Below are 12,708 nucleotides of genomic sequence, written 5' to 3'. Positions count from 1 at the left end.
GCTCTCCTCGGTGTGATGGATCCTGACAGCCCAGCACTCCTCTTCGCATTGCCGTCCACCGGCAATCATTACGTATCCTTGATGCCGGTCACCACACGCTGGGAGCACATGCCACTCTTGACCCCCGCGTGTCAGGAAGTCGTCATTGGCGTGCCAAGAAACGGGAGGGGCCGTGGCGGAGCAGGAGATACCCGAGAAGTATCTGGAGGGGTATGCCCAGGCTCTCGCGGATGCCTGCGCCACCGGCCGCAGACTGACCCGCGACGAGCTGGAATCGCTACGGAGCCAGGGTGAGCGGGCCGCAGAGGCAGGCATGGGACTGCGCGTGCTGGTCCGGGCCCATCTCGCGGCCGCCCAGACGGTCCGGCCCGGCCTCACGTCTGCCGCTGCCGAACACCTTCTTGCCGCTGTCGAGCAGGCCGTGGACGCCTTCGCCGAGGGTCACGAGCGAGCCCAGCGTCTCGCGGTGCGCCAGGAAGAGGCGGCCCGCCGGGAGTTCATCGACGACCTGCTCCACGGGCGCAGCGACCTGGGCCGTCTCGCTGAACGCGCCGAACGCTTCGGACTGCTGCTGTCCCATGCCCATGCGGTCGCCGTGGCGGAGGGCACCGATCCGCACGACGACGGATCCCCCGTCACGCGGGGAATCGAGTCCTCGCTCGTTGCGCGCTTCGGGAACCGCCGCATCCTGCTGACCACGAAGGACGGCAGGCTGATCTGCATCGCTCCGGGTGACCAGTCCGACGTGCTCAGCTTCTTCGCCAAGCAGGCCTATGCGGCGACGGGCGGCGGCCAAGTGGCCGTTGGCCGCGCCCACCCCGGCGCCGGAGGAGTCGTGCACTCATACGAGGAGGCGCTGAACGCCCTCGAGCTGGCCGACCGCATGGGCTTGGAGGACCCTGTGCTGCACGCCTCGGATCTCTTGGTCTACCCGGTGCTGACCCGTGACCGGCAGGCCATGGCCGAACTCGTCCGCAGTGCCCTCGGCCCGCTCAGAAGCGCCCGTGGCGGGGCCCAGCCGCTGATCGACACGCTGGCAGCGTACTTCGACACGGGCTGTGTGGCCGCCGAGGCGGCCCGGCGGCTCTCTTTGAGTGTGCGGGCGATGACGTACCGGCTCGACCGGATCCACAAGCTCACGGGCGCCGACCCAGGAGACCCCGTCCACCGCTACACCCTCCAGACGGCGGTCATCGGCGCCCGCCTGCTCGGCTGGCCGAACCAGGACCTCTGAGGAGTCAGGGCCTCCGCGGGGCCCGGGCGGGGTGCAGTCTTCTGTCCTGTGTGAGGAAAGGTCCGATTTCCGGCATTCAGTACGGGTAAACCCTTTACAGGAAACCGCGGAGTAGTCGCCCGGAGTGCGATTCACCGTTACAGCTCAGCGTGCGGCAGCAGGTTCTTCGCGCACCGCACACGTCAGAAGGGGCACGCCCCGATGGACCTATGGCTGATCTGGTTGATCGTCGCAGTGGTGCTGGCTCTGGCCGAGATCTTCACGCTCACCGCCGTGCTGGGATTGCTGGCCGGTGCCGCGCTGATCGCGGCGGGCACCGCCGCACTCGGGCTTCCGCTGCCCTTGCAACTCCTGGTCTTCGCCCTCGCCGCCGCGGTCAGCGTGCTCTTCGTCCGGCCCGTCGTGGTGCGCCACGTGCTCCGGCCTCAGGTGGAGCGGTTCGGCGTGGACGCGCTGGTCGGCAGCACCGCTTATGTGGTCTCGGAGGTGACCGGCCTGGGCGGCAGGGTCCGCATCGGCGGCGAGGAATGGTCGGCCCGCGCCTATGACGAGACGCTGGTGATTCCTCCCGGAACGAGCGTCGATGTCATGGAGATCAGCGGCGCCACCGCGCTCGTCTACCCGCGGGAGTAAACCATGGAAGCTTCGGCCCTCCTCGTCGCCGGACTGATCCTCGCGCTCTTCGCGGTCATCACCGTGGTGCGCGCGGTACGCATCGTGCCCCAGTCCCGCGCCCGCAACGTCGAGCGGCTCGGCCGCTACCACCGCACCCTGCGCCCCGGCCTCAACGTCGTCATCCCCTACGTCGACCGCGTCTATCCGGAGATCGACCTGCGGGAACAGGTCGTCTCGTTCAAGCCGCAACCGGTCATCACCGAGGACAACCTGGTCGTCGAGATCGACACCGTCGTGTACTTCCAGGTCACCGACCCACGAGCCGCCGCCTATGAGATCGCGAACTACCTCCAGGCGGTCGAGCAGCTCACCGTCACCACCCTGCGCAACGTCGTCGGTTCGATGGACCTGGAAGTGACCCTCACCTCACGTGACACCATCAACAGCCAGCTCCGCGGCGTGCTGGACGAGGCCACCGGTAAATGGGGCCTCAGAGTCAACCGGGTGGAGATCAAAGCCATCGACCCCCCGCAGTCCATCAAGGACGCGATGGAGAAGCAGATGCGGGCCGAGCGGGACAAGCGGGCCGCGATCCTCGGAGCCGAGGGACAACGGCAGGCGCAGATCCTCACCGCAGAAGGCGACAAGCAATCTGCCGTCCTTCGCGCGGAGGGCAACCGTACGGCCGAGATCCTCAAGGCCGAGGGCCAGTCCCGAGCCATCGACGAGGTGTTTCAGGCCGTGCACCGCAACGACCCCGACCCCAAGCTGCTCGCCTACCAGTACCTCCAGGTACTGCCCCAGCTCGCCCAGGGGCCGGGCAGCACCTTCTGGGTGATCCCCGGCGAGGTCACCTCCGCGCTCCAGGGAGTTTCGCGCGCCTTCAGCGAGCTGCTGCCCCAGTCACCGGCCACCCGCGAGAAATCCTCGGACGACAGGTCTGCCCAGGCCGCCGATGACGCGGCGCGGGCCGCAGAAGCCGCCGCCGAGGCCCTCGCCGACGCAGCCAAGACCGATGGGATCGCCTCCGGCACCCTCCCGGCCGGCCCTGTCGCTGGCGGTGAATGAGAACCGACAACCGACCGGCCCTCAACGACCGGCTGGAACGCCTCCTCTGCCCGACCACGCTCAGGTAGGCCAAGCGCTGCGCAGCTGCCGGCCTGTCCTTGCATATCTGTTCACAGCGTGGTCAGAGAGGACACCGTCCCGAGCACGGGGCGTTCCGCTGGATGAGGGCCGTGGGGGCGGCCTCGAACTCTTCGCGGCGCTGGTCACGCTCGACTGGGGACGGGGAATCTCTCCCTCCAACGGGTTGGTCTGTGGTCCAGCCTCGGGGTGCTGCTCTTCGTCTTCCTGCTGCCGCCTCTGATGACCGTGGGCGAGGGATGGCTAGTGCCCCTCCCGGCAATAGCGTCGCGCGGTGTCCTTCGGGCGCGGGAGGTGCGGACCGACTGCCTGGTCTCGGTGAGGCTGAGTCAGCTCGTGCGAGCCATCGCCGGCCGTCAGGGCCGTTGCGTACCGCTGTCGCCGCCCACGGCGCCGAGGAGTTCGTGCAGCAGATGGGCGGCGGTGATCACGCCGAGCAGGCGGGTGCCGTCCTTGGCCTTCTCGGCCACGGCCACCAGCGGGCTGCGGACCCGGGCCATCAGCGCGGCCACCTCCAGCGCGGTGTCGTCGGGGTCTGCGATCGGTGGCGGGACGGCGGTGGTGGGCAGGCAGTCGCCGACACTGCGTCCGACCAGCGCCTGGCACAGCCGGTCGGCGTGCCTCTCGTCGACGACCGCAGCCAGCGTCGGGTCCTCGATCACGTACTCGGGCACCAGCACCTTGACCATCTGCGAGGCCGGGAGGATCGCCTTGGGCTCGCCGTGCTGGTCGAGCACCAGGAGGCCGGGGAGTCGATGCTCGGCCATCAGCCTGGCCGCCTCCAGCGCGTCGCTGTCGACGCTGACCGCTTCGTACTCAACCGCCAGATCTCGTGCTCGCACGGCCTCTCCTCGTCTGTTCAATGTCCCTGCTCCCAGCGTCGTCCACGTCCGGGATTCCAGCGAGGACCTTGACGCGACACATACGGACCCCGATCGACCGCTCCCCTGCTCCCTGCCCCCTCCGCGGCACGAGGACGGTTCTCAGCTCCTGGGCCTGTGCCGGTCCTCGCGATCCTTCCTGCGCCGTTGCCGCCGTCGCGCTGTGCCGTCGTGCAACCTGTCGGGGGTGCTGCGGTCCATCATCCGGTCCACGATGAGCGCGGTCAGGACCCCGCCCAGCAGTGCCCAAACGGCACGGCTCGGATCCACTCCCGTCACGGCCGCCGCGGTGCCAAGGGCAGCGGCGGACGCGGCGCCTGCCACCACTCCGCTGTCCTGTTCGTCAGGAACCGCCCTTGCCGTCGGGCGGTGTCGGGCCGGCGTATCTCGCCGAGTGCGGTGCGTATGACGAGAGCGGCGGCGATGATGCCGCATCCGAGTGCCGCCTGGGTCCATGTGGTCATCGGTCACGCCCAGGTGAAGTAGCGCAGCCAGACGTACCCCGCGGAGATGACCACGGTCACGGCGGTGACGACCAGGCCGTACTTCGTGAACTGCCAGAAGGAGATGGGGGTGCGGTTGCGTTCGGCGATGCCGAGGACGACGACGTTCGCGGAGGCGCCGATCGCGGTGGCGTTGCCGCCAAGGTCGGCGCCGATGGCCAGGGCCCACCACATGACGTGGTTGGCGTCACCGCCCATGGCCTGGACGAGGTCGCTCGTGATCGGGGCCATGGTGGCGACGTAGGGGATGTTGTCGATGATGCCGGACAGCACGGCGGAGGCGCCGAGCAGCAGCATGGAGCCGCCCAGTTCGTTGTCGCCGATGGCGTTCGCGAGGGTCCTGGACACCTCGCCGATCACGCCGGTCTCGATCAGGCCGCCGATCATGATGAACAGCCCGGCGAAGAAGGCCAGCGTGGGCCACTCGACCTCACCCAGCACATCGCCGGTCTTCGCGGTGGACAGGGCGATGAGCAGCCCGGCGCCGAGCAGGGCCACCACGCTGGGCGCGTAGTGCAGAACCGGATGCAGCACGAAGCCGACGACGACCAGAGCGAGGACGATCAGACCTTGGACGAGGAGCCTGGGGTCGCGGATCGCCTCGCGCTCCTCCAGTGCCATGACCTCCTCGGCGCGTGTCTCGTCGTACTGGAAGGACTTCCGGAAGAGGAAGCGGCACAGGGCGATCAGCACCAGTATCAGCAGCGCGGACAGTGGGGCGAGGTGGACGAGGAAGTCGTTGAACGTCAGTCCGGCGCGGCTGGCGATGATGATGTTCGGCGGATCGCCGACCAGGGTGGCGGTGCCGCCGATGTTGGAGGCCAGGACCTCGGCGATCAGGAAGGGGGCGACGGGCAGCGCGAGCCGCTCGCACACCAGCAGGGTGACGGGGGCGATCAGCAGGACCGTGGTGACGTTGTCGAGGAGCGCCGAGGCGACTGCGGTGATCACTGTCAGCATGACCATCACGCGGAAGGGTCTGGCCTTCGCCCTCTTCACGGACCAGATGGCCAGGTACTCGAACATGCCGGTCTTCTTGAGCACGCCGACGATCATCATCATGCCCATCAGCAGGAAGATGACGTTCCAGTCGATGCCGCTGTGCTCGGAGTAGAAGGCCGACTTGTCGTCGGTCGCCCCGATCGCCAGCATCAGCCCGGCTCCGCCGAGCGCGGCCCCCACGCGGTGGATCTTCTCGCTGATGATCAGGGCGTACGCGCCGGCGAAGACGACGATCGCGGCCCAGCTCTGCCAGTCGTTCACAGTTCTCCGATGAGTCGTTCCATCAGGCGGGCGGCCGTGATGGCCCCCACCAGCCGGGTCTGGTCCCCGTGACGCTCGATGACGGCGACCAGCGGACTGTGCGTCCGGGCCATGAGTGCTGCTACCTGAAGGGCTCCCGCGTCGGGCCCGACCACGGGTGGTGCGAACGTCCGCGGTGGCAGCCACTCGGTAACGGTCAGTCCCGCGAACTTCTCCGTGACCTCGGCGAGGGGCCGGTCGTCGATCACGGCGGCGACGCGCGGGTCTTCCAGTACGTAGTCGGGTACGAGCTGCTTGATGAGCTGGGAACCCGGCACGATGGCGTAGGGCCGCTGGTCCGTATCGAGCACGAGCAGGGCAGGGAGCTTGCGTTCGGCGAGCAGTCGCGCCGCCTCCACGGCGGGATCGTCCGTCGAGACATGGGGGTAGGGCTCTGCCAGGTCATGCGCGCGCATGGCCGACCTCCTTGCTGTGGTGCGGTGCTGCCGTCTCGTTGTCGGCGGGAATGCCCGTCAGGTCCTCGACGCGGAAGAGGCGGGCGATCGGTACGTCGGTGCTGCTGTGGGCGATGATCGAGGCCGCGATACAGACGGCGATGAGGGTGTATGCCGCTTGGCCCTGCGGGATGCCGGACCGGAGTACCAGCAGGCCGTAGACCACCGATGCGAAGCCCTTCGGCCCGAACCAGGCGGCGACCAGCTTCTCCCGGCGTTCGAAGCGCGTCCCGATGAGCGATATCAGCAGCGATGCCGGCCGGATGAGGACGATCGCCAGGACGACGGCGACGTATCCGCCGAAGGAAAGGTCACCGAAGAGCTGCGGGGTGAGCAGAGCACCGAACACGAGCAGCGCGGCGAACTTGGCGAGTTCGGCCAGCGCCTCTCCGAGCGGCTCGAACGCCGTCTTCGCTTCCGGGGATACCGCGGTGAGTACGGCACCGGCGGAGAAGGCGGCGAGGTAGGGGTTGGCGTGGGTGAGGTGGCACAGCCCGTACAGGATGATCCCGATGGCCAGCGGCAGCAGCGGCTGCAGCTTCGGCTCCGCCCCCAGCAGCCGGAAGCGCACGAGGCTGGTGACGAAGAAGGGCAGCAAGATGCCGAGGGCCAGCCCGAGGCCCAGCTCCAGCCCGATCTTCGCGAACGAGGCCTCCGCATGTCCGGCGGTGGGGCCGGCCGCGGCGATGAGGATCAGGACGATGGGCAGCGCGAGGCCGTCGTTGACGCCGCTTTCCACATTCAGCAGCTGCCGCAGCTTGGCCGGGACCTCCTTGCGGCCCACGATCGCCGACGCGAACACCGGGTCGGTGGGCGCGAGCACCGCGCCGACCAGGAACGACGTCGTCCAGTCCAGACCCACCAGGTAGTGCGTGACCAGGGCCATGCCGACGAACGCGAGCGGCATGCCCAGACCCAGCGCCCGTGCCGGGTTCTTCCAGTTGGCGCGCAGCTTCGGGAAGGAGACGTGCATGCCGTCGGTGAACAGCACCGCGAAGAGTGCGAGGTCCGCGGTGACGGCGACGATGTCACTGTCGGGCGTGATGTGGATCAGGCCGAGGAAACCGTCGCTGACCAGTGCACCGCCGACAAGGAACAGCAGCGAGGTGGACAGGACCGTCCTGGCGGCCAGCCCGGAGAGCAGCACCGCGACGAGCAGTGCGACTCCGAAAACAGCGACGAGCACCATGAGGATGTCCCCCGATCGGCAAAGAGAGCTCTCTCGAATTCGCCGACCAGGCTTCCCGGCACACCACGTGGGACTTTACACGCCCCTTACGCGTCTTTGACGGGTTGCTGACGGACGTTTCAGGCGGCTCACGCTTGCCGGGAACCGGCAACCACAGGCTGAGTTCCGCACATGGGAGGGTTATGCAGAGGCAGGCAGGCTCGGTCTTCTCCTGGCCTCGGCTCTGCTGGGGTTGGTCATCGCACGCGTCACCGACGCCGTCGGGGCGAACCGCCGCGTGGCGCCGTGCGGATCCCGCCTGACTCGATGGAGTGATCTTCAGCGAGGGCCCTTGCCTGCCTGATGAGGCTCACGCCGTCCTGATGGTTTCCTCACGCGTGGCCGCCGTTCGCCGGGAGACCGGGCGGGCCTTCGCCATGCCCACCTATGGCTTCGTGCTCGGCATTTCTGTGCCGCCGGATGTGCGTCGCTTGGCCGGTGGCCGGTGGCCGGTGGCCGGTGGCCGGTGGCCGGTGGCCGGTGGCCGGTGCCGGTGGCGGGGGCCCTCCCGGCGTCCGCTACGCAGGCGCTCCGCCGAGGCGCTGCTCGGTCCAGATCGTCTTCCCCTCGCCGCCGAAGCGCGTTCCCCAGCGCTCGGCGAGCTGCGCGACGAGGAGCAGCCCGCGGCCCCCTTCGTCGGTGGTGCGGGCATGCCGCAGACGGGGTGCCGAGCTGCTGCCGTCAGAGACCTCGCAGGTCAGCGCGCGGTCACGGATCAAACGCAGTCGGATGGGGGCGCGGGCGTACCGGATGGCGTTGGTGACGAGTTCGCTCACGATGAGTTCCGTGGTGAACGCCTCCTCCTCCAGGCTCCAGGAGGTGAGCTGCCGGGCGGCGAGGGAACGGGCCGTGGCGACGACGGCCGGGTCGGCCGGCAGGTCCCACGAGGCGACGTCGTCGTCGCTCAACGCATGGGTTCGGGCGACGAGAACGGCCGCGTCGTGGCGGGGTGTCCCTGGCAGCAGCCGTTCGATGAGCACGCGGCAGATCTCCCGCACGGAACCGGGCAGCCGGGTCACGAGGCTTTCGAGCACGGCCCGTCCCGCGCCGCCTTCGTGGGCCTGGAGGAGCCCCGGGGTGTACAGCGCGAGCAGTGCGTCCTCGGGCAGGTCCAGCTCGGCCTTCCCGAACTGCTGCCCGGGACGGCCCAGTGGCTCGGAGGCCGGGGGTTCGAAGGCCGCCACCGTCCCGTCCGGACAGCCGACGACCGGGCCGGGATGGCCGGCTCCGGCCATGGTGCAGTGCCGGGAGACGGGATCGTAGATCAGATACAGGCAGGTCGAACCGGTCGCGTCCACCCGATGGGGTCCGCCGTCCACCTCGGGGGATCCGTTGTCCGCCCGCTCGGATCCGTCGGGGGAGGTGGTGCCCGCACGGCTGTCGTCGCCGGCCAGACGGAACACCAGCTGGTCGAGCCGGGCGAGCAGTTCGTCAGGCTCCAGGTCGAGGTCGGAAAGCGTGTGTACGGCCGCGTGCAACCGCCCCATCGTTGCCGCTGCTCCCACACCGTGACCCGAGGAGCTGCCGGCGACCAGAGCCACCCGGGCGCCGGACAGCGGGATGACGTCGACCCAGTCCCCACCGGATCCGGCGTGGACGTACTCGTGGGCCACCTCGACTCCCTTGTGCTCGGGGAGTTCATGAGGGAGCAGACCGCGCCGCAGGGCCAGCAGGGAATTGTGCTCGTGGACGTAGCGGCGGGCGTTGTCCAGGCATACGGCCGCGCGGCGGACGAGCTCCGTGGCCAGGGTCAGATCGTCCTGCTGGAACGGGCCCCGTGGCCCCCAGCGGTAGAAGGTGACCACCCCCAGGACGAGGTCGTGGACGACCAGCGGCACGAGCATCAGTGAGTGAATCCTCTCCTCGAGAATGCGCCGCCCTCTGACGGGATCACGGAGAACCCAGTCGCTGTCGTCGCGCACCCGGCTGACCAGACGCGGCCGCAGATCGCTCAGGGCCTGGGAAGACGGTGCCGCGAACGGGAAGGTGCTGACCTCACCGACCTCGTAGGTGCCGGGAGGAAGGTCTGTCCCGTGGGACCGTGAAGCGGCCCGGCGCAGCACCGCGCCGGGACCGACCGGGCCGGGCTCGAGCTCTCCGCCCAGCAGCACCGGCTCCAGCACTTCGACCGCGACGCCGTCGGTGAGACCCGGCACGACGACATCGGCCAGTTCCTGAGCGGTGCGGACCACGTCGAGGGTGGTTCCGATGCGTGCGCCGCCCTCCGCCAGCAGCGAGAGCCGCTCCTGCGCGCGGTGGCGGTCGGTGACGTCCACGGCCACGTCCGCGACTCCCAGGATCCGGCCGTCGGCGTCCTCGAGGCGGAACACGGAGGCCGAATAGGCATGCTCATGCCCGGGATCGCCCGGCGGACGGCCACGCTTCTCGAAGCTGATCAGCGGCTCGCCCGACTCCAGCACCTTGCCCATCACCCGTTCCGCCTGCTCTGCCACGAAACCGGGCCACACCTCGGTGGGGCGACGGCCCACCGCCTCCGCGGCCGGAGCGCCCTGCATCCCTTCCGCGGCAGGGTTGAACCGCAGCAGCCGGAGCTCCGGGTCGAGTACGAACAACCCCACGGGGGACTTGGTGAACAGCGCTTCCAGGAGTGCCCGGTCGGCCTCCGGGACCGTCCGGCCCCCGGGGGCGAGGAGCACGGCCCAGCACGCCGCGGTGCCGTCGTCCGCCTCGGGGCGGACGGCCAGGACGCAGCTCACCGGCCGACCGACGCGATGCCGCAGCAGGATCCGCCCGCCCGCCGGCCCGGCCCCGGGACGCTCCGTGTCTTCCAGGTCCGTGGCGGCCCCCGTGTCCTGGGCCGTGGCCAGCAGAGCGGCCACGGACCCGCCGACCACCTCGTCCGCCGGGTAGCCGAGCAGCCGCTCGGCCGCCGCGCTCCACTCGGTGACCGTGCCTCGCGCGTCGACCACCACACGGGCCCAGTCCCGCACCGGGAGTTCTTCGCGTTCGCCGCCGCCGTACGCGGCATCGGATGCACCCATGGACACCAGCCTTGTCCTGCGTCGACACCCCCTGTTTCCTCCCAGTGTTACCGCCCCGGGGACGGTCTGCGAGCAGACCGTCCCCGGCGGGGCCCGAGACGACGGCGAACGCGGTCGGTTCAGTCCTCCTCAGCGGCGGATTCCGCCGCGGCGGCAGCCGATTCCGCGGCATCCACCAGTTTGCGCATCTCCGTCACGTCCGACGGGCCGGTGGTTGCCGACCCGTCGGCCGCCCCGCTGCTCGTCCCGTCGCTGCGCTGCTCGTCGCCGCCCTGCCCACAGCCGGTGACGCCCGTCAGGCCGGTGAGGCATATGACAGCAGCCGCGGCCGCGACGGCGGCGCGTCGCGGGGCCATCACTTCTCGGCCCCGTCGTTGTTCGCCTTGCACCAGGACTTCACCGAGGCCAGGTCCTTCTGCCGCTTCTCCAGCGTCGGAACGAGAGAACGGCGGAAGGTCAGCTTGTCGTTGAGATACGTTTCGATCTCGGTGTGACCGGCCTTCCTGGCGTTCTCGACGCGCTTCTCCAGGCGGCTGATCGACCCGCGTTGTGTCGCGTCGCCGTCGAGGCGGTCCAGAGCCCGCTCCAGCCGCTTCTCGATCTCCGGCACCCGCTTGCACAGCGCCTGCGCACCGTCACCGGTCGGCGTGCCTTCAGGCGAGGGTTTCCCGGTGTCGGCCGAGGCTGCGGCCGTCGCGGTGAACAGGGCCGTGACGGCGGTGAGTGCCAGGGCGGCGGTCTTGACGGTCCTCATGACGGTGTCCCTCCTGGAGCCGGGCGAGGCCCATGTGCCTGCGCCCGGACAGAAGTTAGGAGCCGACTTTGTGGAAACCTTGTGGGTGCCGGGCCGTTGCGATCAGCCAGCCCCGGTCCGACGGCAACGTCGGCACGGTCTCTCCTCGCACGGGGAGGCGGACCTCGAACCGGGCGCCGTCGCCCGACGGCCGGTCCTGGACCCGGACGCGGCCCCGGTGCAGGGCCGTCTGCTGAGCGACGAGGGTGAGGCCGAGTCCGGAGCCGGGGCTGGCCGGTCCGCGCCGGAAGCGCTGGAACACCTCGTCGCGCTGCGAGGGCGGGATCCCGGGCCCCTGGTCGTCCACCGTCAGCACCGCGACCGGTGCCGAGCCGTGCCCGCCCGCTCGCAGCCCCACCTCGATACGGGCCCGGCCGTCGCCGCTGCGCCCATGGACCAGGGCATTGGCCAGGAGGTTGTCGACGAGCGTACGCAGCCCTGGCTCCCATCCGTACACGATCGGACGCGGCACCGCCGACACGCTGATCTCCGCCGTGGGGTGTCTGCGCCGGGCATCGGCGACCGAGGCGTCGATCACCTCCGCGAGGTCCACCGGGCCGAACGCGTCGGCCTCCACCAGGTCGCCCCGGCCCAGCTCCCGCAGCATCACCAGCAGGCCCAGCAGCCGCGTGTGCTCACTGTGCAGATCCTTCACCACCTCCGTCCGGTCCGCCGGTCCGAGTCCGGGGTGCTCGGTGAGGATGTCCAGATTCGTCTGCATGCTCATCAGCGGCGTACGCAGTTCATGCGCGGCGGCGGCCGCGAACGACCGTGCGGTGGCCAGGGCTCCGGTGGTTCTGGCGGCCTGTTCGTCATAGCGGGCGAGCACAGTCTGCAGGGTCCGGGCAAGGTCGTCGACCTCGGTGACGCCGGTCGGGACGTGCTCGAGCCGCGCCGCGTCGGCCCTCGGGTCGAGTCCGCTCGTCCGTTGCTGCAGTCGGCGCAGCGGACGGCCGGCCCGGGAGGCGACCGCCAGGCCCAACAGGCCTGCCACCGGAGCGGCCGGCAGCGCCACGGTCACCACGCGCCTGCGGACGAGAGCCAGTTGGTCCCGGCTCGCGGTGTCGGGCGAGAACAGCCACAGCGTGCCGTCGACGCCCGGCCGCGATCCTTGTACGCGGACCGACAGGACCCGCCAGCCGTCGTCCCCGTCCTCGACGGTCACCGGCCTGGCCGCGCTGGCCGGAAGGGCTACGGAAGCGCTGGGCTGAGGACCGCCCGAGACGGTTCCGTGCGGCCCGGCGAGCCGGATGCCGACATCCAGGGCCGAGGCGTACAACTGCCGCTCACGCGCCTGCTCGACCGCGGCCGGCCGGTCGGCCGCGGTGACCCGCAGCAGTCGGCGCGCGTCCCCGACGACCTGCGTCGCCCGCTCCCGCAGATGAGCGTCCTGCTCCGCGTGCAGATCGCGCGCGACGAGCTGGAGCAGCAGCCAGCCGGCCGCCAGCACCAGCACCGGCACCGTGACGGCGACGGCGAGCGCGATACGCGTGGAAAGCCTCATGCGCCCTGTCCCTTCATGTTCCGGGCCCCTTCATGTACCGGGCTC

General features: G+C 70.1%; 11 protein-coding genes. 3 read left to right on the top strand and 8 right to left on the bottom strand.

Annotation, left to right across the window (positions count from 1 at the left end):
- Positions 1 to 172: 172 nt before the first annotated feature.
- The 3 genes from ACZ6ZQ_RS20415 to ACZ6ZQ_RS20405 all read left to right on the top strand — a co-directional run bounded on the left by ACZ6ZQ_RS20415 (position 173) and on the right by ACZ6ZQ_RS20405 (position 2,917).
- Positions 173 to 1,234: a PucR family transcriptional regulator gene (locus ACZ6ZQ_RS20415; RefSeq protein WP_469769911.1), complete on the top strand. Its 1,062-nt coding sequence runs from the start codon at positions 173 to 175 to the stop codon at positions 1,232 to 1,234.
- A gap of 201 nt (positions 1,235 to 1,435) precedes the next feature.
- Positions 1,436 to 1,867, top strand: coding sequence for an NfeD family protein (locus ACZ6ZQ_RS20410; protein WP_469769910.1), 432 nt, complete (start codon positions 1,436 to 1,438; stop codon positions 1,865 to 1,867).
- Between the two features lie 3 nt (positions 1,868 to 1,870).
- The gene (locus ACZ6ZQ_RS20405) at positions 1,871 to 2,917 is read left to right on the top strand and encodes an SPFH domain-containing protein (protein ID WP_469769909.1); all 1,047 of its coding nucleotides are present in this window, start codon (positions 1,871 to 1,873) and stop codon (positions 2,915 to 2,917) included.
- A gap of 434 nt (positions 2,918 to 3,351) precedes the next feature.
- On the opposite strand, the gene ACZ6ZQ_RS20400 is transcribed toward ACZ6ZQ_RS20405, so the two are convergent.
- The 8 genes from ACZ6ZQ_RS20400 to ACZ6ZQ_RS20365 form a co-directional block, all read right to left on the bottom strand.
- Entirely contained in the window at positions 3,352 to 3,837 is a 486-nt protein-coding gene (locus ACZ6ZQ_RS20400; protein ID WP_469769908.1) for a CBS domain-containing protein, read from the bottom strand.
- A gap of 506 nt (positions 3,838 to 4,343) precedes the next feature.
- The gene (locus ACZ6ZQ_RS20395) at positions 4,344 to 5,642 is read right to left on the bottom strand and encodes an ArsB/NhaD family transporter (RefSeq protein ID WP_469769907.1); all 1,299 of its coding nucleotides are present in this window, start codon (positions 5,640 to 5,642) and stop codon (positions 4,344 to 4,346) included.
- On the bottom strand, positions 5,639 to 6,097 hold the full coding sequence (locus ACZ6ZQ_RS20390; RefSeq protein WP_469769906.1) for a CBS domain-containing protein: 459 nt from the start codon (positions 6,095 to 6,097) through the stop codon (positions 5,639 to 5,641). Before ACZ6ZQ_RS20390 ends, ACZ6ZQ_RS20395 begins: the two co-directional genes overlap by 4 nt.
- Positions 6,084 to 7,325 (bottom strand): cation:proton antiporter, encoded by a 1,242-nt coding sequence (locus ACZ6ZQ_RS20385; protein ID WP_469769905.1) that lies wholly within the window; start codon positions 7,323 to 7,325, stop codon positions 6,084 to 6,086. The genes ACZ6ZQ_RS20390 and ACZ6ZQ_RS20385 overlap by 14 nt, the downstream gene beginning before the upstream one ends.
- Positions 7,326 to 7,882: 557 nt before the next feature.
- On the bottom strand, positions 7,883 to 10,366 hold the full coding sequence (locus ACZ6ZQ_RS20380; RefSeq protein ID WP_469769904.1) for a SpoIIE family protein phosphatase: 2,484 nt from the start codon (positions 10,364 to 10,366) through the stop codon (positions 7,883 to 7,885).
- Between the two features lie 119 nt (positions 10,367 to 10,485).
- A complete protein-coding gene (locus ACZ6ZQ_RS20375; RefSeq protein WP_469769903.1) occupies positions 10,486 to 10,722 on the bottom strand; it encodes a hypothetical protein in 237 nt (78 codons plus the stop codon).
- Positions 10,722 to 11,120, bottom strand: a complete 399-nt coding sequence (locus tag ACZ6ZQ_RS20370) for a hypothetical protein (RefSeq protein WP_469769902.1) — start codon at positions 11,118 to 11,120, stop codon at positions 10,722 to 10,724. The genes ACZ6ZQ_RS20375 and ACZ6ZQ_RS20370 overlap by 1 nt, the downstream gene beginning before the upstream one ends.
- Before the next feature lie 55 nt (positions 11,121 to 11,175).
- Positions 11,176 to 12,663, bottom strand: a complete 1,488-nt coding sequence (locus tag ACZ6ZQ_RS20365; RefSeq protein ID WP_469769901.1) for a sensor histidine kinase — start codon at positions 12,661 to 12,663, stop codon at positions 11,176 to 11,178.
- Positions 12,664 to 12,708 lie beyond the last annotated feature (45 nt).

The organism is Streptomyces sp. NPDC053673, assembly GCF_055585225.1.
Note: the sequence above shows the minus strand (reverse complement) of the source record. Positions and strands in the feature narration are given on the sequence as shown.